The 23837-nt window shown below is 55.4% G+C and carries 29 protein-coding genes; 22 read left to right on the plus strand and 7 right to left on the minus strand.

The window, feature by feature from the left end; genetic code table 11:
- Positions 1 to 5 precede the first annotated feature (5 nt).
- Positions 6 to 638 carry a cAMP-activated global transcriptional regulator CRP gene (gene crp, locus QMG44_RS19680; protein WP_000242758.1) on the minus strand — a complete coding sequence of 211 codons (633 nt, stop codon included), beginning with the start codon at positions 636 to 638 and terminating at the stop codon, positions 6 to 8.
- A 311-nt stretch (positions 639 to 949) separates the two neighbouring features.
- On the opposite strand from crp, the gene QMG44_RS19685 reads away from it, so the two are divergent.
- On the plus strand, positions 950 to 1354 hold the full coding sequence (locus QMG44_RS19685) for an OsmC family protein (RefSeq protein ID WP_025202873.1): 405 nt from the start codon (positions 950 to 952) through the stop codon (positions 1352 to 1354).
- Between the two features lie 66 nt (positions 1355 to 1420).
- Here QMG44_RS19685 and QMG44_RS19690 read toward each other — a convergent pair whose 3' ends face one another.
- Genes QMG44_RS19690 through QMG44_RS19700 form a run of 3 tightly spaced genes read right to left on the minus strand, consistent with a single transcriptional unit; the run spans position 1421 to position 3558 of the window.
- Positions 1421 to 2290, minus strand: coding sequence for a phosphoribulokinase (locus tag QMG44_RS19690; protein WP_014171927.1), 870 nt, complete (start codon positions 2288 to 2290; stop codon positions 1421 to 1423).
- A 30-nt stretch (positions 2291 to 2320) separates the two neighbouring features.
- Complete coding sequence (locus QMG44_RS19695) at positions 2321 to 2539, minus strand: YheU family protein (RefSeq protein WP_086532959.1); 219 nt, start codon at positions 2537 to 2539, stop codon at positions 2321 to 2323.
- Complete coding sequence (locus QMG44_RS19700; protein WP_014171925.1) at positions 2536 to 3558, minus strand: hydrolase; 1023 nt, start codon at positions 3556 to 3558, stop codon at positions 2536 to 2538. Before QMG44_RS19700 ends, QMG44_RS19695 begins: the two co-directional genes overlap by 4 nt.
- A gap of 228 nt (positions 3559 to 3786) precedes the next feature.
- Between QMG44_RS19700 and mdcA the strand changes: the two genes are divergently transcribed.
- The 8 genes from mdcA to mdcH all read left to right on the plus strand — a co-directional run bounded on the left by mdcA (position 3787) and on the right by mdcH (position 10832).
- Positions 3787 to 5442: a malonate decarboxylase subunit alpha gene (gene mdcA, locus QMG44_RS19705; RefSeq protein WP_014171924.1), complete on the plus strand. Its 1656-nt coding sequence runs from the start codon at positions 3787 to 3789 to the stop codon at positions 5440 to 5442.
- Entirely contained in the window at positions 5442 to 6299 is an 858-nt protein-coding gene (locus QMG44_RS19710) for a triphosphoribosyl-dephospho-CoA synthase (RefSeq protein WP_020884594.1), read from the plus strand. Before mdcA ends, QMG44_RS19710 begins: the two co-directional genes overlap by 1 nt.
- A 9-nt stretch (positions 6300 to 6308) precedes the next feature.
- The gene (gene mdcC, locus QMG44_RS19715) at positions 6309 to 6608 is read left to right on the plus strand and encodes a malonate decarboxylase acyl carrier protein (protein WP_020884595.1); all 300 of its coding nucleotides are present in this window, start codon (positions 6309 to 6311) and stop codon (positions 6606 to 6608) included.
- A complete protein-coding gene (locus QMG44_RS19720) occupies positions 6601 to 7434 on the plus strand; it encodes a biotin-independent malonate decarboxylase subunit beta (protein ID WP_086532958.1) in 834 nt (277 codons plus the stop codon). Before mdcC ends, QMG44_RS19720 begins: the two co-directional genes overlap by 8 nt.
- A complete protein-coding gene (gene mdcE / locus QMG44_RS19725) occupies positions 7434 to 8234 on the plus strand; it encodes a biotin-independent malonate decarboxylase subunit gamma (protein ID WP_032670503.1) in 801 nt (266 codons plus the stop codon). The genes QMG44_RS19720 and mdcE overlap by 1 nt, the downstream gene beginning before the upstream one ends.
- A gap of 122 nt (positions 8235 to 8356) precedes the next feature.
- Positions 8357 to 9316, plus strand: a complete 960-nt coding sequence (locus tag QMG44_RS19730; RefSeq protein WP_014171919.1) for an AEC family transporter — start codon at positions 8357 to 8359, stop codon at positions 9314 to 9316.
- Between the two features lie 2 nt (positions 9317 to 9318).
- On the plus strand, positions 9319 to 9936 hold the full coding sequence (locus tag QMG44_RS19735) for a malonate decarboxylase holo-ACP synthase (protein WP_047954759.1): 618 nt from the start codon (positions 9319 to 9321) through the stop codon (positions 9934 to 9936).
- Entirely contained in the window at positions 9936 to 10832 is an 897-nt protein-coding gene (gene mdcH / locus QMG44_RS19740; RefSeq protein WP_086532957.1) for a malonate decarboxylase subunit epsilon, read from the plus strand. The genes QMG44_RS19735 and mdcH overlap by 1 nt, the downstream gene beginning before the upstream one ends.
- On the opposite strand, the gene QMG44_RS19745 is transcribed toward mdcH, so the two are convergent.
- Both QMG44_RS19745 and QMG44_RS19750 read right to left on the minus strand, forming a co-directional pair.
- Positions 10821 to 11771 (minus strand): LysR family transcriptional regulator, encoded by a 951-nt coding sequence (locus tag QMG44_RS19745; RefSeq protein WP_014171916.1) that lies wholly within the window; start codon positions 11769 to 11771, stop codon positions 10821 to 10823. The two genes, mdcH and QMG44_RS19745, sit on opposite strands and share 12 nt — an antisense overlap.
- Before the next feature lie 15 nt (positions 11772 to 11786).
- Positions 11787 to 13691, minus strand: a complete 1905-nt coding sequence (locus QMG44_RS19750; protein ID WP_020884600.1) for an ABC transporter ATP-binding protein — start codon at positions 13689 to 13691, stop codon at positions 11787 to 11789.
- Positions 13692 to 13829: 138 nt separating this feature from the next.
- Here QMG44_RS19750 and kefG point away from each other — a divergent pair, with 138 nt between their 5' ends.
- From kefG to slyD, 4 genes are all read left to right on the plus strand, one after another.
- Positions 13830 to 14381: a glutathione-regulated potassium-efflux system ancillary protein KefG gene (gene kefG / locus QMG44_RS19755; protein ID WP_020884601.1), complete on the plus strand. Its 552-nt coding sequence runs from the start codon at positions 13830 to 13832 to the stop codon at positions 14379 to 14381.
- Positions 14381 to 16186, plus strand: a complete 1806-nt coding sequence (kefB, locus tag QMG44_RS19760; RefSeq protein WP_020884602.1) for a glutathione-regulated potassium-efflux system protein KefB — start codon at positions 14381 to 14383, stop codon at positions 16184 to 16186. The genes kefG and kefB overlap by 1 nt, the downstream gene beginning before the upstream one ends.
- A gap of 13 nt (positions 16187 to 16199) precedes the next feature.
- The gene (locus tag QMG44_RS19765; RefSeq protein WP_013099038.1) at positions 16200 to 16400 is read left to right on the plus strand and encodes a YheV family putative zinc ribbon protein; all 201 of its coding nucleotides are present in this window, start codon (positions 16200 to 16202) and stop codon (positions 16398 to 16400) included.
- 94 nt (positions 16401 to 16494) lie between these two features.
- Positions 16495 to 17085 carry a peptidylprolyl isomerase gene (gene slyD, locus QMG44_RS19770; protein ID WP_014171912.1) on the plus strand — a complete coding sequence of 197 codons (591 nt, stop codon included), beginning with the start codon at positions 16495 to 16497 and terminating at the stop codon, positions 17083 to 17085.
- Between the two features lie 54 nt (positions 17086 to 17139).
- Here the strand turns inward: slyD and QMG44_RS19775 are convergent, their stop codons facing one another.
- Positions 17140 to 17358 carry a protein SlyX gene (locus QMG44_RS19775; RefSeq protein WP_020884603.1) on the minus strand — a complete coding sequence of 73 codons (219 nt, stop codon included), beginning with the start codon at positions 17356 to 17358 and terminating at the stop codon, positions 17140 to 17142.
- Positions 17359 to 17595: 237 nt separating this feature from the next.
- Here QMG44_RS19775 and fkpA point away from each other — a divergent pair, with 237 nt between their 5' ends.
- The 9 genes from fkpA to QMG44_RS19820 form a co-directional block, all read left to right on the plus strand.
- The gene (gene fkpA / locus QMG44_RS19780; protein ID WP_281853258.1) at positions 17596 to 18405 is read left to right on the plus strand and encodes an FKBP-type peptidyl-prolyl cis-trans isomerase; all 810 of its coding nucleotides are present in this window, start codon (positions 17596 to 17598) and stop codon (positions 18403 to 18405) included.
- A gap of 165 nt (positions 18406 to 18570) precedes the next feature.
- A complete protein-coding gene (locus tag QMG44_RS19785) occupies positions 18571 to 19293 on the plus strand; it encodes a transcriptional regulator (RefSeq protein ID WP_014171909.1) in 723 nt (240 codons plus the stop codon).
- Entirely contained in the window at positions 19293 to 19679 is a 387-nt protein-coding gene (gene tusD / locus QMG44_RS19790; RefSeq protein ID WP_086532956.1) for a sulfurtransferase complex subunit TusD, read from the plus strand. Before QMG44_RS19785 ends, tusD begins: the two co-directional genes overlap by 1 nt.
- Complete coding sequence (gene tusC, locus QMG44_RS19795) at positions 19679 to 20038, plus strand: sulfurtransferase complex subunit TusC (RefSeq protein ID WP_047355657.1); 360 nt, start codon at positions 19679 to 19681, stop codon at positions 20036 to 20038. The genes tusD and tusC overlap by 1 nt, the downstream gene beginning before the upstream one ends.
- A 7-nt stretch (positions 20039 to 20045) precedes the next feature.
- Positions 20046 to 20333 (plus strand): sulfurtransferase complex subunit TusB, encoded by a 288-nt coding sequence (gene tusB / locus QMG44_RS19800; RefSeq protein WP_014171906.1) that lies wholly within the window; start codon positions 20046 to 20048, stop codon positions 20331 to 20333.
- A 124-nt stretch (positions 20334 to 20457) separates the two neighbouring features.
- Positions 20458 to 20832 (plus strand): 30S ribosomal protein S12, encoded by a 375-nt coding sequence (gene rpsL, locus QMG44_RS19805; protein WP_000246815.1) that lies wholly within the window; start codon positions 20458 to 20460, stop codon positions 20830 to 20832.
- A 96-nt stretch (positions 20833 to 20928) separates the two neighbouring features.
- The gene (gene rpsG / locus QMG44_RS19810) at positions 20929 to 21399 is read left to right on the plus strand and encodes a 30S ribosomal protein S7 (protein ID WP_003861706.1); all 471 of its coding nucleotides are present in this window, start codon (positions 20929 to 20931) and stop codon (positions 21397 to 21399) included.
- A gap of 96 nt (positions 21400 to 21495) precedes the next feature.
- A complete protein-coding gene (fusA, locus tag QMG44_RS19815; protein WP_014171904.1) occupies positions 21496 to 23610 on the plus strand; it encodes an elongation factor G in 2115 nt (704 codons plus the stop codon).
- A gap of 69 nt (positions 23611 to 23679) precedes the next feature.
- The coding region (locus tag QMG44_RS19820) for a GTP-binding protein (RefSeq protein ID WP_227507214.1) at positions 23680 to 23837 on the plus strand (158 nt) is incomplete at its 3' end.

Raw genomic sequence — 23837 nt, forward strand, 5'->3', positions numbered from 1 at the left:
CGGAATTAACGCGTTCCGTAAACCACGATGGTTTTACCGTGTGCGGAGATCAGGTTCTGATCTTCCAGCATTTTCAGAATACGGCCCACAGTTTCACGGGAGCAACCGACAATCTGACCGATTTCCTGACGGGTAATTTTAATTTGCATGCCATCAGGGTGAGTCATCGCATCGGGTTGTTTCGCCAGATTCAGCAGGGTCTGAGCGATACGGCCGGTCACGTCCAGGAAGGCGAGGTTACCCACTTTCTCAGATGTCACCTGCAGACGGCGTGCCATCTGCGAAGAAAGACGCATCAGGATGTCAGGGTTAACCTGAATCAACTGACGGAATTTCTTGTAGGAAATTTCAGCCACTTCACATGCTGTCTTTGCACGAACCCAGGCGCTACGTTCCTGGCCTTCTTCAAACAGGCCCAGTTCACCGATGAAATCGCCCTGGTTCAGATAAGAAAGGATCATCTCTTTCCCTTCTTCATCTTTGATCAGCACTGCCACCGAGCCTTTGACGATGTAATACAACGTTTCCGCTTTTTCACCCTGGTGAATCAGCGTGCTCTTCGATGGGTACTTATGAATGTGGCAATGAGACAAGAACCATTCGAGAGTCGGGTCTGTTTGCGGTTTGCCAAGCACCATGCGCTGTTATCCTCTGTTATAAGCTGTCACCAGAGTCATAAGATGCATCCGGACTCTGGGGTTGCAATCGAATTCTTACCCATACCCTGGGAAGTCGGCTATCGTAACGTTTCGCAGCCAGTAAAGTTTGATGTCCTCTGCATACATGTGTAACGTCAATGTATTACTGTAGCATCCTGAGTGTTTTAGCATAGCTTTCGCCGCGTGTCTCCTGGTGTCTCGCTTCAGCATGACGCAGGTCGCCTTCCATTGCGAGAAATGTAACGCACGCGTAATCTGTCACCAAAAATGCAACGTTGGAGTGAGTGAATATGCAAGCGCGTGTGAAATGGGTTGAAGGTTTAACGTTCCTGGGCGAGTCCGCTTCAGGACACCAGATTTTGATGGATGGTAACTCCGGCGATAAAGCACCAAGCCCAATGGAAATGGTGCTGATGGCCGCAGGTGGATGCAGCGCAATTGATGTGGTGTCGATCCTGCAAAAAGGCCGTCACGATGTGACCGACTGCGAAGTAAAACTCACCTCAGAACGCCGCGAAGAGGCACCACGCCTGTTTACCCACATTAACCTGCATTTCATCGTCAGCGGGAAAGAACTGAAAGACGCGGCGGTCTCACGCGCGGTCGATCTTTCAGCGGAGAAATACTGCTCGGTCGCCTTAATGCTCGAGAAAGCGGTAAAAATTACGCATTCGTATGAAGTGATCGACGCCTGATATTGGGGGGCATCGTTCACCCCGATGCCCTCACCGAAGCCCTCTCCCACGCGGAGAGGGAAATCATCAGGCGATTTTCTTCCCTTCTATCAACCGCTGCACCAGCGGCATCATAATTAATTCCATTGCCAGCCCCATTTTTCCGCCCGGAACCACTAACGTATTCATGTGCGAAATAAACGAGCCCTGCAGCATCGCCAGCAGCCAGGGGTAATCAATGCCGTCGAGATTGCGGAAATGGATAACCACAAAGCTCTCATCCAGCGATGGGATACTTTTGGCCGCGAACGGGTTAGAGGTGTCCACTGTCGGTACGCGCTGGAAGTTGATATGCGTGCGGGAGAACTGCGGCGTCAGATAAGTAATGTAGTCTTCCATGGAGCGCACGACGGAATCCATCACCGCCTCACGTGAATGGCCGCGCTCGCTGATGTCACGCGTCAGCTTCTGGATCCACTCAAGGTTCACGATGGGCACCACGCCAACCAGCAGATCCACGTGACGCGCCACGTCATGCTGCGGCGTCACCACGCCACCGTGCAACCCTTCGTAAAACAGGACGTCGGTCGGTTCCGGCAGCGGTTGCCAGGGGGTAAAGGTGCCGGGCACCTGGTTCCAGGGAACGGCTTCATCGTAGGTGTGCAGATATTTGCGTGACTGCCCCTTGCCGCTCTGGCCGTACTCCTGAAAGGTTTGCTCCAGCAGGCCGAAGTCATTGGCCTCCGGGCCGAAGTAGCTGATGTGTTTACCCAGATCGCGCGCCTTGCGGATAGCCATATCCATCTCCGGGCGCGTGTAGCGGTGAAAGCTATCGCCTTCGACCTCCGCCGCGCGGAGATTCAGTTGGGCGAAAATCTTACGAAAAGCGAGGCTGGTCGTGGTGGTTCCCGCACCACTCGAACCCGTAACGGCAATAACCGGATGTCTGGCAGACATAGCAACTCCCTGACTGGAAAGGTTTAAAGATCAGCCATGAAACGCGTTGCGGGGCATGATATTGACCGTCTCATGCAGTTCAGACCATACCAGCACCACGTCGCCGCTTTTGAGCTGGTGCTTCACATCGTTGACCTTTTGCTCAAGCGAACGTTCATGTTCACCATAATCGGTACCTTCGCGCAAGACAAAGCTTTCAATCAGATTATCGAGCGTTTCGGGGGAGAGATCCTGCCACGGAATAATCATTTTGCACCGTCCAGATAAGGGGTAAGCCAGTCAGGAATACGCGACTCCAGCCACATTTTCGGGCGGCGCAACGTTCCACCGATGAACCCCACGTGACCACCATGCTCTGTCAGCTGGTAGTGAACGTTGGCAGGCAAAAATTCCTGCGCGGGGATAGAGTGATGATCCATAAACGGGTCATCTTTGGCATGAATGATAAGCGTCGGTTGCGTGATCTTGCTGAGCAGCGGCATGGCGCTGCACTGGCGATAGTAGTCAATCGCATCGGCAAAACCGTGAATTTTGGCGGTGATCAGATCGTCGAATTCGCGGATGCGACGGACCTTTTTCAACTGACGCAGGCTCACCGGCAGCGTATCCGGATAGGCCTTCAGCTTGCGCGCCGCGTTGGCTTTCAGCAGGTTGAGCAGGTAACGCTGATAGACCCGGGAAAAGCCTTTCTCCATATGGTAGCTGCACTGCTCCAGCATAAAGGGCGCGGAGACAATGACGGCCGCATCCAGCGGCACGGTGTCGCCCTCTTTTGCCAGCAGGCAGGCCAGCATATTGCCGCCCAGCGAGTAGCCCACGGCCGCCGTCGGGACGGTACCAAAGTTTTCCCGTAACCAGTGTAAAAACCAGGTGCCGTCTTCGGTTTCACCCGAGTGATAGATGCGCTTCTGGCGATTCGGTTCGCCGCTACAGCCGCGAAAGTGCATCACCACGCCGAGCCAGCCCCGCGCTTTGGCTGCCTGGATGAGCCCGTGTGCATAGGGACTGTGCAGACTGCCTTCCAGACCGTGAAAGACCACCAGACGCGGCTTGTGGCGCGCCTGTTCTGGCTCTTCGCTCCATGCCAGGTCCAGAAAGTCACCGTCCGGTAAGTCCAGCCGTTGCCAGTGCGGCGTGAACTGAACCTTACGGCGGATGAGTCGCGGCAGCATGGTCTGCAGATGGCAATTGGCCACGCCGCGCATGGGCACGAACTCGGTGCTGTCTTCGGCGATGATGTCGAAGTCTGATGGAATGATTTGGCTCATAACGGCGATGCTAATTCTTGTCAGTTATTTTCTGTTCTTTCCGAATTGTACCCCGTTTAGCCTGGTTTTCCGAAACATGAACTGATCTCGATCACAAATATTTACCTTGATTATTACTCTCAGGCTAATGATTCCGCCCAGCGCTTAATTGATGACTTTCTCGCCACAGCGCACACTTTACTCAACGTTAAGCAAATCAGAATGATGTGCTGAATCAGGAGGTTAATAATGTTATCTGGGCAAACACCCACCCGGCAATGGAACACACGACGCACCGAGAAGGCGCGTCGTCTGGCATCCGTACCGGTGCAGGGCAAGGTACTGCCAACCGGCGATCTTGTCGCCATGCTGGAAAAACTGATCGCGCCTGGCGACAAAGTCGTTCTGGAAGGTAATAACCAGAAGCAGGCCGATTTCCTTTCACGCTCGCTGGCTGAAGTGAACCCGCAAATCGTGCATGACCTGCACATGATTATGCCAAGCGTGGGCCGTAGCGAGCATCTGGATATCTTTGAGAAAGGTATCGCCCGCAAGCTGGACTTCTCCTTCTCCGGTACCCAGAGCCTGCGCATCTCGCAGCTGCTGGAAGATGGTCAGCTCGAAATTGGTGCTATCCATACCTACATAGAGCTCTATTCACGTCTGTACGTGGATCTCTCGCCAAACGTGGCGCTGATTGCCGGCTTTAAAGCGGACCGAAAAGGTAATCTTTATACCGGCGCAAGCACCGAAGATACCCCCGCGCTGGTGGAAGCGGCCGCGTTCCATGACGGCATTGTCATCGCACAGGTGAATGAGCTGGTGGACGACGAATGCGACCTGCCGCGCGTTGATATTCCCGGCTCCTGGATTGACTTCGTGGTGGTGGCCGACAAACCGTTCTTTATCGAACCGCTGTTTACCCGCGACCCGCGTCTCATCAAACAGGAACATATCCTGATGGCGATGATGGCCATTAAGGGCATTTATGCGGAACATCAGGTGCAATCCCTGAACCACGGGATTGGTTTCAATACCGCGGCGATTGAACTGCTGCTGCCGACCTACGGTGAACAGCTCGGCCTGAAAGGCAAAATCTGTAAACACTGGACCCTTAACCCGCACCCAACCCTGATCCCGGCGATTGAAAGCGGCTGGGTGGAAAGCGTGCACTGCTTCGGCGGCGAACTGGGGATGGAAGAGTACATTCGTGCACGTCCGGATATCTTCTTTACCGGTGCCGACGGCTCTATGCGTTCCAACCGCGCCTTCTGTCAGCTGGCAGGCCAGTACGCCGTTGATATGTTCATCGGCTCAACCCTGCAGGTCGACGGGTATGCCAACTCCTCAACCGTGACCCGTGGTCGTCTCTCTGGTTTCGGCGGTGCGCCAAACATGGGCCATGACCCGCATGGTCGTCGTCATGCCACCCCGGCCTGGCTGAACATGATCACCGAACCTGATCCGATGCAGCGCGGTAAAAAACTCGTCGTCCAGATGGTGGAAACCTTCCAGGCAGGCGTGAAACCGACCTTTGTGGAAAAACTCGATGCTGTTGACGTTGCGAAAGCGTCCGGGATGCCTCTGGCTCCGGTCATGATCTACGGCGACGACGTAACACATGTGCTGACGGAAGAGGGGATTGCTTACCTCTATCGCGCAGAAAGTCTTGAAGAGCGCCGGGCGATGGTTGCGGCCGTCGCGGGGATCACCGATATCGGTCTGGGCGTCGATGCCAAACGTGTGGCGCAGTTGCGCCAGAGCGGCAAAGTGGTTTACCCGGAAGATATGGGGATTCGCCGCACCGATGCCACCCGTTCTCTGCTGGCAGCAGGCAGCGTGTCAGACCTGGTTGAATGGTCTGGCGGTCTTTACAACCCACCTGCGAAATTCCGGAGCTGGTAATGAAACTTCTGCCCCAGATTCAGGTTGAAGGCGGTGCCGAATGGCTGGCGCGAACCGCCACGCAGTGTCTGATTGACGAAGCACAGTTAAGCCCGAAACCCGGTCTGGTGGACAGTCGGGGGAACGGCGCGCACCACGATCTGTCGCTCGCGTTGATGGAGCGTTCCGCGCGCAGCCTGACCCCCACGTTTCAGGCGCTGGCGCAACACAGCTGGCAGCGTCCGGCGGATATTGCGCTCAGGCAAACCATAGGGCGACTCGGCCGTGAAGGTGAGCAGCAGATGATGGCGGCTACCGACGGTGTAAATACCCACCGCGGCGCGATTTGGGCGCTGGGGCTGCTGGTCAGTGCCGTGGCGATGCTCGGTGGCGATGCCAGCGCGCAGGCGGTAGCGAATACCGCGGCACAGCTGGCGAAACTGCCCGATGACGCGGCGCCGAAAGTGTTCAGCAAAGGGCTACGCGCCACGCGCCGCTACCGGGTTCCGGGCGCACGTGAAGAGGCTCAGCAGGCATTTCCACACGTGATGCAGCGTGCTCTGCCGCAGCTTCGTCTGAGCCGTCTTAACGGCAGCAGCGAAACGTATGCAAGGCTCGATGCGCTGATGGCCATCATGACGTCGCTTACCGACACCTGCGTGCTGTCGCGCGCCGGGATGGCGGGGCTGGAGGCCATGCAGAACGGTGCGCGTGCGGTGCTGAGCGCCGGAGGATGCGCGACATCCGCAGGCCAGATGGCGCTGGCGAGGTTAGACCGCCACATGCTGGCACTCAATGCCTCACCGGGCGGAGCAGCCGACCTGCTTGCCGCCACGCTGTTTCTCGATCGCATCGAAACGCCTTATTCAAAGCATTAAGAGGATGTTATGGAAAAAATCACATTAACCATGCCAGCGAGCCGCGCGTTAAGCGGCAAAGCGCTCGCAGGGGTTGTTGGTTCCGGGGATATGGAGGTGTTGTTTGCCGCCGAACCGGGCCAGACGTTAACCATTGATATCACCACGTCCGTCGACAACAGCCGCGGTCGCTGGGAGGCGTTATTCAACCGCCTGCACACCGTCAGCAGCCTGCCTGCAGGAAAACTGACGATCCATGACTTTGGCGCGACGCCGGGGGTGGCACGCATTCGTATCGAACAGGTTTTTGAAGGGGTGAGCCATGCGTGATGATCGGAGTTTTATTGAATTAAAAGCTCGCCAGCGTGCGCAGGCATTGCTGGACGACGGGAGCTATCGCGAACTGCTGGATCCTTTTGAAGGCATTATCTCCCCGTGGCTGGGGCCGCAGGGCATCGTTCCTCAGGCCGATGACGGCATGGTGGTCGCCAAAGGCACCCTCAACGGTCAGCCTGCGGTAGTGGTGGCGATCGAAGGTGCGTTCCAGGGCGGCAGCATGGGCGAAGTGTCCGGCGCCAAAATGGCAGCGGCGCTGGAGCTGGCGGCAGAAGATAACCGCAACGGGATCCCGACGCAGGCGATACTGTGTCTCGAAACCGGCGGCGTGCGGCTGCAGGAAGCCAACCTGGGCCTGGCGGCCATTGCCGATATTCATGCGGCAATTGTTGACCTGCGTCGTTACACCCCGGTGGTCGGGATTGTGGCCGGGACCGTGGGCTGCTTCGGTGGGATGTCTATCGCTGCTGCACTGTGCAGCTACCTGATTGTCACCCGCGAAGCGCGTCTCGGTCTGAATGGTCCTCAGGTTATCGAGCAGGAAGCGGGAATTGAAGAGTATGACTCCCGCGACCGTCCGTTTATCTGGAGCATGACCGGTGGCGAAGTCCGCTATGAAAGCGGCCTGGTGGATGCGCTGGTTGGCGATGGCGTGAACGCGGTGAAAGCGGCGATGAACGACGCGATTGCCAAAGGCGTGCCTGCAAAACATCGCACCGATAACTATGACGATTACCTGAACCGTCTGACGAATTTCGACACCCGCAAACAGGCCGATGCCGAACAGATTAAAGCGCTCTTTGCCCGGGAGGTGAAATGATGACTAACTCAGTAAGCCGTGGCGAACTCTGGCTGCAAACGCTCGCGCCGAACGCCAGACGCCTGGAAGGGTTATGCCCGTCTGTACAGGCGGCCGATGGTGAACTTAACGGTGAAACGGTACGTTTTGTTGCCGTGGTACCGGATGCCAACAACCATTTCCCGCGCGCGGCGAAAGGGGAAGTCGGTCTGCTGGAAGGCTGGACGCTGGCAAAAGTGGTGAGCGAAACCGTTGCCGCCGATGCCAACAGCGCCGTGAAGCGCCCGATCGTGGCGGTGATTGATGTGCCAAGCCAGGCCTATGGCCGTCGTGAAGAGGCATTTGGTATTCACCAGGCGTTGGCCGGCGCGGCGGCGGCCTATGCTAACGCGCGTCTGGCCGGCCATCCGGTGATTGGACTTATCGTTGGTAAAGCGATGTCCGGCGCGTTTCTGGCGCACGGGTACCAGGCAAACCGCCTGATTGCCTTTAACGATAAAGGCGTGCTGATCCATGCCATGGGTAAAGAGTCTGCGGCGCGTATTACGCTACGTACCGTGGACGCGCTGGAAAAACTGGCGGCAACGATCCCGCCAATGGCCTATGACATCAGCAACTACGCCACACTGGGGCTGCTTTCCAACCTGCTGGATATCAGCAACCCGGATGCCCCTTCTGAAAACGATCTGACGCAGGTAAAAACCACGCTGCAACAGGCCATCCATGACGCTCGTCAGGACAACACCCTGAAAAACCGTCTCGGTGCTGACAATCGCCGCAGCTCTGCCCTCGTACGCGAACGCATGCGGGCAAGCTGGTAAGTAAAAAGAGACCTGCCAGATGCACTCCCCGCGGACGTAACCGTTACGTCCGCGCGGGAACCTGCATCCTGAAAATAATAATCATCGCGCCAGTGCTTAAACTTTTTTACTACAGGTGAATTATGACTTACGTAATTGTTCATGCTCTTGCACCGATTTTCGTCATCATGCTGCTGGGATTCTGGGCCGGTAAGGCAAAAATGGTCGATAACAAAAATGTCTCCCTGCTTAATATCTTCGTCATGGATTTTGCTTTGCCTGCCGCGCTGTTCAGCGCCACGGTGCAAACCCCGTGGACCGGCATCGTAGCCCAGTCGCCGCTGATTCTGGTGCTGACCCTGGCGATGTGGATAACCTACGCGGCCATTTACTTCCTCGCGACCAGCGTCTTTAAAAAATCCCCACAGGATGCCGCCGTGCTTACGCTGACGGTTGCGCTGCCAAACTATGCCGCGCTTGGCTTGCCGATTCTGGGCAGCGTGCTGGGTGAAAGCTCTTCAACCTCACTGTCCGTGGCGGTCTCTATCGCCTGTGGTTCGGTACTGATGACGCCGTTCTGCCTGCTGATTCTGGAACGTGAAAAAGCGCGTGCCGAAGGCAATAACTCCGGTTCAACGCTCTCGATGCTGCCGGTGCTGATGTGGCGCTCGATTAAAAAACCGATTGTGATGGGTCCCCTGCTGGGTGTGATTTTGTCTGCTATCGGCATCAAAATGCCTGAACTTGTTCTGGCCGCCATTAAGCCACTGGGGCTTTCTGCAACGGCTGCCGCGCTGTTCCTGACCGGGGTGATCCTCTCTGCGCGTAAGCTGCAGATCAACACCATGGTGATTACCTCAACCGTAGCCAAGCTTCTGATCCAGCCTGCGATTGCCTGGGGTATCGTTCTGATCTTCGGTCTGCACGGCTCCGTGGCGATCACCGCTATCCTGATGATTGCGCTCTCAGCCGGTTTCTTCGGCGTGGTGTTCGGTAACCGCTTTGGTGTGCAGTCTCCGGATGCGGAAGCGGTGCTGCTGTTAAGCTCGGTACTGTGTATCCTGTCGCTGCCGCTGTTTATCTCGCTGACTTCAGGAATGTAATCATGACCACAACATTACGCCCTCACGACCTCATCTGGCTTAACGCGCGTGATGCGCTGGAAGGTATCACCGACGACTGGGTGGATGCGGTATGGCATACCGGTTTACCGGTGGTCGTGCGGCGTGATGTTGATAACGCTGGCCGTATTCCCGTTGGCGTACGCGGTTTACGCCGCGACCAGCGGGCGGCCGGTTGGGTGAAGCCAGACAACGTCGTGCGGGTGGTCTCACCCGAGGCGTTGAGCGTGACCGCCGATCTTCTGCGTTCACCGTTTGTGACTCAGCCACCGGTTCAGGTGGCGTTGCAACTTTCTCAGCAGTCATGGCCGTGGACGTGGGGAATTACGGGCAGCACGGGCTACGCCCTGGCGACCGGTATCCCGGTCATTCATGCCGACAGCGATCTCGATTTGCTGGTGCGAGCCCCTCAGCCTCTGTCGGCTGACGCTTTTCGTGTCTGGGCGTCACAGCTCAGCCGCGCGTTATGTCGGGCAGACACCCAGGTCGACACCCCTGAAGGCGGCTTTGCGCTGACGGAGTGGCTGCGCGACGGCAAAACGTTGCTGAAAACCCGCCGTGGGCCACGTCTGGTGGCGGACCCGTGGCACAGGGAGGAGTGATGAAAATACTGTTTACCTTTCCAGGGCAGGGCACCCAGCATGCCGGTATGCTGCAAAACCTGCCTGGCACGACGCTGGAGCAGGCCCGCGAGGTATTGGGTGGCGAAGTCGATATGCTGGATACCGCGGCAGCGTTAACCCACACGCGAGCCGTTCAGCTTTCGTTGTTAATTGCCGGTGTTGCCTGGGCGCGTGAGCTTGAACAACGCGGCGTGGCACCGGATATCGTCAGCGGTCTGTCTATTGGCGCGTATCCGGCCGCGGTCATTGCCGGTGCGCTGGAATTTGCCGACGCGCTGAAGCTGGTCGCGCTGCGTGGCGATCTCATGGAGCAAGCCTATCCGCACGGTTATGGCCTGACCGCGATAATGGGTCTGACCCTGCCTCAGGTTGAAGCGTTGCTGGAAGGCACCGGAACGTATATCGCCAATCTGAACGCGGAAACGCAGATTGTGATCGCCGGCACCGATGAGGGGATGGGGCAGGTGGCGAAACGCGCGCTGGCAAAAGGGGCTAATAAGGCGCATCGGCTGACCGTCAGCGTGCCTTCCCATTGCGAACTGCTGGCGGAGCCGGCGCACAAGCTGGTGGAGGCATTCACATCCGTCACGCTCACACGCCCGCGCTGTGCTTACCTGAGCGGCAGCACAGGACGCGTGCTCTGGACGCCTGAGAAAATCGCGGACGATCTGGCGATGAATATGGCGCGCACGGTGCGCTGGCAGGAAGCGGTGATTTCTGCCAACGAGCGTGAAGCTCGGCTGGCGATTGAAATGCCACCTGGCGGAGTACTGACCTGCCTGACGCGTCAGGCGGCCTGGGAAGGGGAGTCAGTTTCGCTGGAGCGCAGTGGTGTTGACGTGGCGGTACACCTGGCTAAGCGGCTACAGCGGTAGGGTCTGCGCAGGGTCGGTGGCGATACTGCGGGCATACATTCGCCCTTCGGCTGCCAGTGCCCGCAGGCTGGGGTCTTGCTCGCGGTTGCGGGCAAACACAATGGCAATCAACTGCTGCATCTGATACGGCTGGGCCAGCTTCAGTAGCTGTACTGAGTTCTCATACACTTTCTTCATTCTGCCTGGCATGAGCGTAAAGCCCACGCCCGCCTGCACCAGACTCAGCATCGAGAAAATGTCATTTACGCGGGTGACGATTTCCGGTTCGAAACCGGCAATATGAAACGCCTCCTGAAACCCGGCGTAGGTGGCAAACCCTTCCGACAGCGCGACAAACTTCTGGTCTTTGTAATCACGTAAGTCGGCAGGCCCGCTGGTGTTCAGCGTGGCAGAGGCCGGTGCGGCAAGAAAAATGTCGTCATGGAACAGGGGGAGCACTTCCAGACTGTTGCGGTCGATATCGCTTTCGGAAATAGAGATGAGGATGGCGTCGAGCAAACCGTCGTCCAGCATACGCAACAGGGTCTCGTTAGAGCCCATCGTCAGGTCCATCTCCAGGTCCGGACGGCGCAGTTTCATCCCCATAATCAGGCGTGGCACGGTTTCCAGCGTCAGCGAGTAGAGCGTGCCGACGCGCAGTCGTCCCTGGCCAACGCCGGCCGTTTTGCGCGCTTCTTCCAGCCCGCGCGCCATTACCTGCATCACTTCCTGACAATATTCCAGCAGCGTCCAGGCCGAAGGCAGCGCAATGAGATTGCGACCTTTGTGAGTAAAGAGCGGGCAGCGCACATTTTCTTCGAGAGTATGCAGCGCGCGGTGCACGCTAACGCCGCTCAGGCCAAGCGCTTCGGCGGTACGGGCGATATTGCCCTTCTCCATAAAGGTCATGAAGATGCTGAGTTTACGAAATGTAATGTCGCTCGTGATATCGAAACTCATAACCCTCCCGGGGATTTAGTCGGCCTGCAGCATGGCTTCCAGCTGTTCCTGGGCGTCCAGCCACGCCATCTCGCACGCTTCGAGGCTGGATTTCGTCTTCGCCTGTGTCTGCAGGCAGTCGGTCAGTTCCGCCTTACGGCTCTGGTCATACAGACCGCTGTCGCCCAGCTTCTCTTCAACGGTAGCCAGCAGAGCGTTAAGTTTCTCCATCTCCTTTTCGAGACGGGCAATCTCTTTACGCAGCGGCTGGGTTTGAGTACGCAGTTCCGCTTCACGGCGCTTCTGGTCTTTACGCGCCTGGGCGCTGTTGGCGTTATCTTTCGACGAGTCGTCCGGCTGGTTTTCCTGCTTCTGCACGTCCGTCAGCCACTGCTGGTAGTCTTCCAGATCGCCATCGAACGGCTCGACTTTGCCATCGTGCACTAAATAGAGATCGTCCGTTGTGGAGCGGATCAGGTGACGATCGTGCGAGACGACAACCAGCGCGCCTTCAAACTCAATTAACGCTTCGGTCAGCGCCTGACGCATGTCGAGATCGAGGTGGTTTGTAGGCTCATCGAGCAGCAGCAGGTTCGGACGCTGCCAGACGATAAGCGCCAGCACCAGACGCGCTTTCTCGCCGCCGGAGAAACGTTCGGTGTTTTCGGTGACTTTATCGCCCTGGAAGCCAAAGCCGCCAAGGTAATCGCGCAGCTTCTGCTCCATCTCCTGCGGCGCCAGTCGCGCGAGGTGCTGGATGGGCGATTCATCCGCGCGTAAGAATTCCAGCTGATGCTGGGCGAAGTAGCCAAGCTTAATGCCTTTTGCCAGGCCGATCTCGCCGCTGACCGGGTTAAGCTCGCCCGCCAGCAGTTTAATCAGCGTCGATTTACCGGCGCCGTTACGCCCCAGCAGACCAATACGTGAACCCGGCACCAGGTTGAGCTTGATGGAGTCGAGAATAATGCGATCGCCGTAGCCAGCGCTCACCTTTTCCATCTTCAGCAGTGGGTTTGGCAGGCTCTCGGGCTCGCGAAAACTGAAATGGAACGGGTTATCGACGTGCGCCGGGGCGATCATCTCCATGCGTTCCAGCATCTTGATGCGGCTCTGGGCCTGCTTGGCTTTAGACGCTTTTGCCTTGAAGCGGTCAACAAAGCTTTGCAGATGCGCCACGCGCTGCTGCTGGCTTTCGTACATCGCCTGCTGTTGAGCAAGGCGCGTCGCGCGCTGGCGCTCGAATGAGCTGTAGTTGCCGGTGTATTCAAACAGGCTTTGCTGTTCGATATGAATGATTTTATCCACCACCGGGTCGAGGAAGTCGCGGTCATGGGAGATCAGAATCAGAGTGCCCTGATAGCTCTTGAGCCACTTCTCCAGCCAAATAACCGCATCGAGATCGAGGTGGTTAGTGGGTTCATCAAGCAGCAGCAGGTCGGAACGGCAAATCAGTGCCTGCGCCAGGTTAAGGCGCATACGCCAGCCGCCGGAGAAGTCGCTGACGGGGCGTTCAAGCTGTTCGTTGCTGAAACCCAGACCGTGCAGCAGGCTGGAGGCGCGGGAGCGAATGGTCCATGCGTCGATGGCGTCCAGCTTACCGTGGACGGTGGCGATAGCATGACCGTCATTACGCTCGTTGGCGGCGTTCAGTTCAGCTTCCAGCTTACGGTATTCACGATCGCCGTCGATAACATAGTCGAGAGCGGGTTCGCTCAGGGCAGGCGTCTCCTGATTTACCCAGGCAAGCTGCCAGTTGCCCGGATAGGTAAAGTTACCGCCGTCAGCGCTAATCTCGTTTTTCAGCAGCGCAAGCAGGGTCGATTTTCCGCAGCCGTTTTTGCCGACCAGACCCACTTTTTGACCGGGATTGATGGTGGCGGAGGCGTTATCCAGCAGGACGCGCACGCCGCGGCGAATTTGTAACGAGGAGAAAACAATCATAGAAGCGCCGTATGTTCCGACTATGTTAATTTGTCATTATGATAATGTAAGGTGTGGGCCATTTTCCGCACCGGGCCGCCATGGTAGCCCAAAACAACGACGATACACAAAAACAGAAACAGAACCGGGAGGGGAGTGATGTCTCAGACAGCGAAAGTGCTGCTGCTGTATGCCCATCCGGAATCTCAGGACTCGGTGGCAAACCGGGTTCTGCTTAAGCCGGCTACTCAGCTCAGCAATGTGACGGTGCACGATCTCTACGCGCACTATCCTGATTTCTTTATTGATATTCCTTACGAGCAGGAACTGCTGCGTCAGCATGACGTAATTGTGTTCCAGCATCCGCTTTATACCTATAGCTGTCCGGCACTGCTGAAAGAGTGGCTGGACCGTGTGCTGAGCCGGGGGTTCTCCAGCGGGGTGGGGGGCAACCAGCTGGCGGGAAAGTACTGGCGCAGTGTCATTACGACCGGTGAGCCAGAGAGCGCTTACCGCCACGACGGTCTTAACCGTTATCCCATGAGCGATATCCTGCGGCCGTTTGAGCTGACGGCCGCGATGTGCCGCATGCACTGGATGAGCCCGATTATTGTCTACTGGGCGCGTCGCCAGAAGCCTGAAGCGCTGGCGAGCCATGCCAGAGCGTATGGCGATTGGCTGGCATCACCGATATCGGCGGGAGGTCGCTAATGGAAGGATCGAATTTACTCCTGGCCGGCGTGCTGTTTTTATTTGCCGCAGTGGTGGCGGTTCCGCTGGCCGCCCGGCTGGGCATTGGCGCGGTGCTGGGCTACCTGCTGGCCGGGATCGCCATTGGCCCCTGGGGGCTGGGATTCATCAGCGATGTGGATGAAATTCTCCACTTCTCTGAACTGGGCGTGGTCTTCCTGATGTTCATCATTGGCCTCGAACTGAACCCGTCAAAACTGTGGCAGCTCCGGCGATCGATATTTGGCGTGGGGGCGGCGCAGGTCTTGTTCAGTGCTGCGATTCTGGCCGGGCTGTTAATGCTGACCAACTTCTCGTGGCAGGCGGCGGTGATCGGCGGAATAGGTCTTGCGATGTCGTCGACAGCGATGGCGCTGCAGTTAATGCGTGACAAAGGGATGAACCGCAACGAGGCAGGACAGCTGGGCTTTTCGGTACTGCTGTTTCAGGACCTGGCCGTGATCCCGGCGCTGGCACTGGTGCCGTTACTGGCAGGCTCCGGTGACGATCATTTTGACTGGGTCAAAATCTCCATGAAGGTGCTGGCCTTCGCCGGCATGCTGATTGGCGGACGTTTCCTGCTGCGGCCGGTGTTTCGTTTTATTGCCGCTTCTGGCGTGCGCGAGGTGTTTACTGCCGCGACGCTGCTGCTGGTGCTGGGCTCGGCATTGTTTATGGACGCGCTGGGGCTGTCGATGGCGCTCGGTACGTTTATCGCCGGGGTGCTCCTTGCCGAAAGCGAATATCGTCACGAACTGGAAACGGCTATCGATCCGTTTAAAGGGCTGCTGTTAGGGCTGTTCTTTATTTCGGTGGGAATGGCGCTCAACCTGGGCGTGCTCTATACCCATCTGCTGTGGGTGGTGATGAGCGTTGTTGTGCTGGTGGCGGTAAAAACGCTGGTGCTGTACGTCATGGCACGGATATACGGGCTGCGCAGTTCCGAGCGCATGCAGTTTGCCAGCGTCTTAAGTCAGGGCGGAGAGTTCGCGTTCGTGCTGTTCTCCACCGCCTCCTCCCAGAAGCTGTTTAAAGACGATCAGATGGCGCTGTTGCTGGTGACGGTCACGCTGTCGATGATGACCACCCCGCTGCTCATCAGGCTGGTGGATAAGCTGCTCTCGCGACGCTTAAATCCGACAGAGGATGAAGATGAGATGCCATGGGTGGAGGATGATAAGCCGCAGGTGATTGTGGTGGGCTTTGGCCGCTTTGGGCAGGTGATTGGACGTCTGCTGATGGCGAACAAAATGCGCATTACGGTGCTGGAGCGCGATATCAGCGCGGTGAACCTGATGCGTAAATACGGCTACAAGGTGTACTACGGCGACGCGACCCAGCTCGAACTGTTGCGTTCAGCGGGGGCAGAAGCAGCAGAATCCATCGTGATTACCTGCAACGATCCGGAAGATACGATGAAGCTGGTGGAACTGTGTCAGCAGCATTTCCCGCATCTGCATATTCTGGCGCGTGCGCGTGGACGTGTTGAAGCGCACGAACTGCTGCAGGCAGGTGTGAAACACTTCTCCCGTGAGACATTTTCCAGTGCGCTGGAGTTGGGGCGTAAAGCGCTGATTTCGCTGGGCATGCATCCCCATCAGGCTCAGCGGGCCCAGATGCATTTTCGCCGGCTGGACATGCGAATGCTGCGCGAATTAATGCCGGTACACTCTGATACGGCGCAGATCTCCCGCGTGCGGGAAGCGCGTCGCGAGCTGGAAGAGATTTTCCAGCGAGAGATGCAACAGGAACGACGCCAGCTCGATGGCTGGGATGAATTTGAATAAAGGGTAACGAAAGATGGCTGTACGTAAACGCTTTATTGCGGGCGCAAAATGCCCGAGCTGCCAGGCGCAAGATACGCTGGCGATGTGGCGGGAAAATAATATTGATGTCGTAGAGTGTGTTAAGTGCGGCCATCAGATGCGCGAGGCGGATAAAGAAGCCCGCGATCATGTTCGCAAAGAAGAGCAAGTTATCGGGATTTTTCATCCGGACTAGCGATATGCCCTGAGTTTTTTTAAGCTAAAGGGTACACGGGTGCAGATTTCCGCTACAATCTGCGCCAGCAATTTTCCCTTGCTCAGGAGATATCATGAAAGTAGCAAAAGACCTGGTGGTCAGCCTGGCCTATCAGGTACGTACAGAAGACGGTGTGTTGGTTGATGAGTCTCCGGTGAGTGCGCCGCTTGACTACCTGCATGGTCACGGTTCCCTGATTTCCGGCCTGGAAAACGCGCTGGAAGGTCACGACGTTGGCGACAAATTCGACGTTGCTGTTGGCGCGAACGACGCTTACGGTCAGTACGACGACAACCTGGTGCAGCGCGTTCCTAAAGACGTGTTCATGGGCGTTGACGAACTGCAGGTTGGCATGCGCTTCCTGGCTGAAACTGACCAGGGTCCGGTTCCTGTTGAAATCACTGAAGTGGAAGACGACCACGTTGTGGTTGACGGCAACCACATGCTGGCTGGCCAGAACCTGAAATTCAACGTAGAAGTTGTTGCGATCCGTGAAGCGACCGAAGAAGAGCTGGCTCATGGCCACGTTCACGGTGCGCACGGTCACGACCATGACCACGATCACGGCCACGACGGCTGCTGCGGTGGTCACGGCCACGATCACGACCATGGTCACGACCACGGTAAAGGTGGTTGCGGTAACGGCGGCTGCGGTTGCCACTAATTCCGTTATGCGGAAAATAAAAAAGCGGGATAATAATCCCGCTTTTTTTACGCCTCAATAATGAGGTGGTGGCGTCTCTTCTGACTGAGAGGCAATATGTGACGGCTGTGTGGCCTTCAGTTTGTCCGTCAGCAGGCGCATGAGATCCCGCAGTTTCGCCATTTCCAGTTCATGTGCGGTCACGGTCTGGTTTAGCTCTTCGATGGTGATGTCCTGAAAAGCCAGGCGGCTTTCCAGCTCAGCCATTCTCGCTTCTAACATTGTGTCCTTCATCATTCACCTCGTTGTATCTCATTAACCACAATCGGCCAGCGGCGGCGAAGTTTAACTGAGTTTATCCTTAAGTTCAGTATCTATCCCCTTGGCAAGAAACTTATTTAAACAAAAATAGTCTGAAAAGTGGCGAGAATCGGGAGAGTCTGTCTGTAGATTTCTTCCGCAACGTTTTATAGTACGTAACTCATTTACGTTTAACGCTGGGGTGAGAGTCCCCAGGCCCTGGAGATATGGATGAAATCACTGTTTAAAGTAACGCTGCTGGCGACGACGATGGCTGTTGCGCTGAACGCGCCGCTGTCCTTCGCTGCTGATACTGCTGCAACTGCAGACAGCAAAGCGGCGTTCAAAAATGACGACCAGAAATCCGCCTACGCACTTGGCGCATCTCTGGGTCGTTACATGGAAAACTCTCTGAAAGAACAAGAGAAACTGGGCATTAAACTGGACAAAGCTCAGCTGATCGCGGGCGTTCAGGACGCATTTGCAGATAAGAGCAAACTGTCTGACCAGGAAATTGAACAGACTCTGCAGGCGTTCGAAGCACGTGTGAAAGGTGCCGCTCAGACTAAGATGGAAGCGGATGCAAAAGACAACGAAGCGAAAGGCAAAGCCTACCGCGATACCTTTGCTAAAGAGAAGGGCGTGAAAACCTCCTCTACGGGTCTGGTGTACAAAGTTGAGAAAGAAGGTACCGGTGACGCGCCTAAAGACAGCGATACTGTCGTGGTTAACTACAAAGGTACGCTGATCGACGGTAAAGAGTTCGATAACTCTTACACCCGTGGTGAGCCTCTCTCCTTCCGTCTGGATGGTGTGATCCCAGGCTGGACTGAAGGTCTGAAAAACATCAAGAAAGGCGGCAAGATCAAACTGGTTATTCCACCGGATCTGGCATATGGCAAAACCGGCGTTCCAGGTATCCCTGCTAACTCTACCCTGGTCTTTGACGTAGAGCTGCTGGACATCAAGCCAGCGCCGAAAGCTGATGCGAAACCAGAAGCGCAGGCAGAACAGAAAGCTGCGACAGACGCGAAGAAGTAATGGAATGAAAACCGCCGCCTTTAAGGCGGCGGTTTTTTTATTGTGGGGCAGATATAATTAACACTGGAAAGCGTTATGCACGCTGTATTAATTTAGTTGTCCGTGTAGATAATGAGCCTGCCCTGAAAACCTAACGACAGGCTCCTGAAAAGGAGTGTTTTTTTCATGTCCAGGTCGCTTTTAACCAACGAAACCAGTGAACTTGATTTACTGGATCAACGTCCTTTCGACCAGACCGACTTCGATATTCTGAAATCCTACGAGGCGGTAGTGGACGGGTTAGCGATGCTCATTGGGTCCCACTGCGAAATCGTATTGCACTCCCTGCAAGATCTTAAGTGTTCCGCCATCCGCATTGCTAATGGTGAGCATACTGGCCGTAAAATTGGTTCGCCAATCACCGACCTTGCATTGCGTATGCTGCATGACATGACCGGCGCGGACAGCAGCGTCTCCAAATGTTATTTCACCCGCGCCAAAAGCGGCGTACTGATGAAATCAGAAACCATCGCGATTCGAAATCGCGAGCATCGCGTGATCGGTCTGTTGTGCATCAACATGAACCTTGATGTGCCGTTCTCGCAAATCATGAGCACTTTCATACCGCCTGAAACGCCGGACGTTGGCTCCTCAGTTAACTTTGCCTCCTCGGTTGAAGATCTGGTGACGCAGACGCTTGAGTTCACTATCGAAGAGGTGAATGCCGATCGCAACGTATCGAACAACGCCAAGAATCGTCAGATCGTGCTGAATCTCTATGAGAAAGGGATTTTTGACATCAAAGACGCCATTAACCAGGTGGCCGATCGCCTGAACATTTCCAAGCATACGGTCTACCTCTACATCCGCCAGTTCAAAAGCGGTGATTTCCAGGGGCAAGACAAGTAATGCGTTTTTCGCTGATGGTGACAGGCCCGGCGTATGGTACTCAGCAGGCCAGCAGCGCGCTGCAGTTTGCGCATACGTTACTGGCTGCCGGACATGAGCTGGTGAGCGTCTTCTTTTATCGGGAAGGGGTGTATAACGCCAACCAGTTTACCTCACCGGCCAGCGATGAATTTGATCTGGTGCGCGCCTGGCAGACGCTGAACGAGACAAGGGGAGTTGCGCTGCATATCTGCGTGGCGGCAGCCCTGCGTCGCGGCGTGACCGATGCCACCGAAGCTGAACGTCTTGGCTTGCCAGGGGCCAACCTGCAGCCGGGGTTTTCGTTGAGCGGTCTGGGCGCACTGGCACAGGCTGCGTTAACCTGCGACAGAGTGGTGCAATTCTGATGAAACGCGTGGCGTTTGTTTTTTCATCTGCTCCGCACGGTAGTGCGTCCGGCAGAGAAGGGCTGGATGCGTTGCTCGCAACATCAGCGCTGACCGAAGACATCGGTGTCTTCTTTTTAGGGGATGGCGTGTTTCAGCTTCTGGCGGGCCAGCAGCCGCAGGCTATTCTGGCGCGGGATTACATCGCGACCTTTAAAGTGCTGCCGCTTTACGACATTGAAACCTTTTTTGTCTGCGCTGATTCTCTGGCTGCGCGCGGTCTGAGCGATAAGACGTCTTTCGTGCTGGATGTCACACTCCTTCCGGCCGACGCGCTGCGCAACCAACTTTCCCATTACGACACTGTTCTGAATTTCTGAGGCTGACATGCTCCATACCCTGAGCCGTTCACCGTGGCATTGTGATATCGACGCATTACTGAGCATGCTGCGCGAAGGTGATGACCTGCTGCTGATTCAGGATGGCGTACTGGCTGCGCTTGAAGGGAGTCGTTTCGTTGAAATTCTCAGCAATGCCCCCATATCCGTCTCTGCGCTGAAAGACGATCTTGAGGCGCGAGGTCTTTCTGGTCAAATTTCAGCCAAAATTGACGTGGTTGGCTATACTGATTTCGTCAATCTTACTGTGACGCACGCCAGTCAAATGAACTGGTGATCCGAGATCGCTGTATATTTCTTGACACCTTTTCGACGTAGCCCTAAAATTTCGCGTCCTCATATTGTATGAGGTCGTTTTATTACGTGTTTACGAAGCAAAAGCTAAAACCAGGAGCTATTTAATGGCAACAGTTAACCAGCTGGTACGCAAACCACGTGCGCGCAAAGTTGCAAAAAGCAACGTGCCTGCACTGGAAGCCTGCCCGCAGAAACGTGGCGTATGTACTCGTGTATATACCACCACTCCTAAAAAACCAAACTCCGCACTGCGTAAAGTATGCCGTGTGCGTTTGACTAACGGTTTCGAAGTGACTTCCTACATCGGTGGTGAAGGTCACAACCTGCAGGAGCACTCCGTGATCCTGATCCGTGGCGGTCGTGTTAAAGACCTTCCGGGTGTTCGTTACCACACCGTTCGTGGTGCGCTGGACTGCTCAGGTGTTAAAGACCGTAAGCAGGCTCGCTCCAAGTACGGCGTGAAGCGTCCTAAGGCTTAATGGTTCTCCGTTAAGTAAGGCCAAACTGATTTATCTTAATGTCAAACTAAACTCGTAGAGTTTTGGACAATCCTGAATTAACAACGGAGTATTCCCATGCCACGTCGTCGCGTCATTGGTCAGCGTAAAATTCTTCCAGATCCGAAATTCGGATCAGAACTGCTGGCAAAATTTGTAAATATCCTGATGGTAGATGGTAAAAAATCTACTGCAGAAGCAATCGTATACAGCGCGCTGGAGACCCTGGCTCAGCGCTCTGGTAAAAATGAACTGGAAGCTTTCGAAGTCGCTCTCGACAACGTGCGCCCGACTGTAGAAGTTAAGTCTCGCCGCGTTGGTGGTTCTACTTATCAGGTTCCAGTTGAAGTTCGTCCGGTTCGTCGTAATGCTCTGGCAATGCGTTGGATCGTTGAAGCTGCTCGTAAACGCGGTGATAAATCCATGGCTCTGCGTCTGGCGAACGAACTTTCTGATGCTGCAGAAAACAAAGGTACTGCAGTTAAGAAACGTGAAGACGTTCACCGTATGGCAGAAGCCAACAAGGCGTTCGCACACTACCGTTGGTAATCCCTTCGGAGTATTAGTCACCAGGCGGGCGCTTCAGCGAAGCTGCCCGTCCTGGGTTACTTAACTGAACGCCTAAAGAAACAAACGAGGAATCAAATGGCTCGTACAACACCCATCGCACGTTACCGTAACATTGGTATCAGTGCGCACATCGACGCCGGTAAGACCACTACTACCGAACGTATTCTGTTCTACACCGGTGTAAACCATAAAATCGGTGAAGTTCATGACGGCGCAGCCACCATGGACTGGATGGAACAGGAGCAGGAGCGTGGTATTACTATCACCTCCGCAGCGACTACTGCATTCTGGTCAGGTATGGCTAAGCAGTACGAACCGCATCGCGTTAACATCATCGACACCCCAGGGCACGTTGACTTCACCATCGAAGTAGAACGTTCCATGCGTGTTCTTGACGGCGCGGTAATGGTTTATTGCGCAGTTGGTGGTGTTCAGCCACAGTCTGAGACCGTATGGCGTCAGGCGAACAAATATAAAGTTCCACGCATCGCGTTCGTTAACAAAATGGACCGTATGGGTGCTAACTTCCTGAAAGTTGTTGGTCAGATCAAATCCCGTCTGGGCGCGAACCCTGTTCCGCTGCAGCTGGCAATTGGTGCTGAAGAAGGCTTCACCGGCGTTATCGACCTGGTGAAAATGAAAGCCATCAACTGGAACGATGCAGACCAGGGCGTTACCTTCGAATACGAAGATATCCCAGCTGAGATGCAGGACCTGGCTGACGAATGGCACCAGAACCTGATCGAATCCGCTGCTGAAGCTTCTGAAGAGCTGATGGAGAAATACCTGGGTGGTGAAGAACTGACTGAAGAAGAGATCAAAAAAGCTCTGCGTCAGCGTGTTCTGAACAACGAAATCATCCTGGTAACCTGTGGTTCTGCATTCAAGAACAAAGGTGTTCAGGCGATGCTGGATGCGGTAATTGATTACCTGCCATCCCCGGTTGACGTTCCTGCGATCAACGGCATCCTGGACGACGGTAAAGATACTCCGGCTGAACGTCACGCAAGCGACGAAGAGCCGTTCTCTGCACTGGCGTTCAAAATTGCTACCGACCCATTCGTGGGTAACCTGACCTTCTTCCGCGTTTACTCTGGTGTGGTTAACTCCGGTGACACCATCCTGAACTCCGTGAAAACGGCGCGTGAACGTTTTGGCCGTATCGTACAGATGCACGCTAACAAACGTGAAGAGATCAAAGAAGTTCGTGCGGGCGACATCGCTGCAGCAATCGGTCTGAAAGACGTGACTACTGGTGACACCCTGTGTGACCCGGATCACCCGATCATTCTGGAGCGTATGGAATTCCCTGAGCCGGTAATCTCCATCGCGGTTGAACCAAAAACCAAAGCTGACCAGGAAAAAATGGGTCTGGCTCTGGGCCGTCTGGCGAAAGAAGACCCATCATTCCGCGTATGGACTGATGAAGAATCTAACCAGACCATCATCGCTGGTATGGGTGAACTGCACCTGGACATCATCGTTGACCGTATGAAGCGTGAATTCAACGTTGAAGCGAACGTGGGTAAACCTCAGGTTGCTTACCGCGAAGCGATTCGTGCGAAAGTTACCGATGTTGAAGGTAAACACGCTAAGCAGTCTGGTGGTCGCGGTCAGTACGGTCACGTTGTGATCGACATGTACCCACTGGAGCCGGGCTCTAACCCTAAAGGTTACGAGTTCATCAACGACATCAAAGGTGGTGTAATTCCTGGCGAATACATCCCAGCCGTTGATAAAGGTATCCAGGAACAGCTGAAAGCGGGCCCTCTGGCTGGCTATCCGGTTGTTGACATGGGTGTCCGTCTGCACTTCGGTTCTTACCACGACGTTGACTCCTCTGAACTGGCGTTTAAACTGGCTGCGTCTATTGCCTTTAAAGAAGGCTTTAAGAAAGCAAAACCAGTTCTGCTTGAGCCAATCATGAAGGTTGAAGTAGAGACTCCTGAAGAGAACACCGGTGACGTTATCGGTGACTTGAGCCGTCGTCGCGGTATGCTGCGCGGTCAGGAATCCGAAGTAACTGGCGTTAAGATCCATGCTGAAGTTCCGCTGTCTGAAATGTTCGGATATGCAACTCAGCTGCGTTCTCTGACCAAAGGTCGTGCATCATACACCATGGAATTCCTGAAGTATGATGATGCGCCTAACAACGTTGCTCAGGCCGTTATCGAAGCCCGTGGTAAGTAATCCACAGGATTAAAACCTAAGTCCCGTGCTCTCTCCGAAGGGGAGAGCACTATAGTAAGGAATATAGCCGTGTCTAAAGAAAAATTTGAACGTACAAAACCGCACGTCAACGTTGGTACTATCGGCCACGTTGACCATGGTAAAACTACCCTGACCGCTGCAATCACTACCGTTCTGGCTAAAACCTACGGTGGTTCTGCTCGTGCATTCGACCAGATCGATAACGC

It is taken from the genome of Enterobacter sp. 200527-13, from assembly GCF_027924865.1.
GTDB lineage: Bacteria > Pseudomonadota > Gammaproteobacteria > Enterobacterales > Enterobacteriaceae > Enterobacter > Enterobacter ludwigii.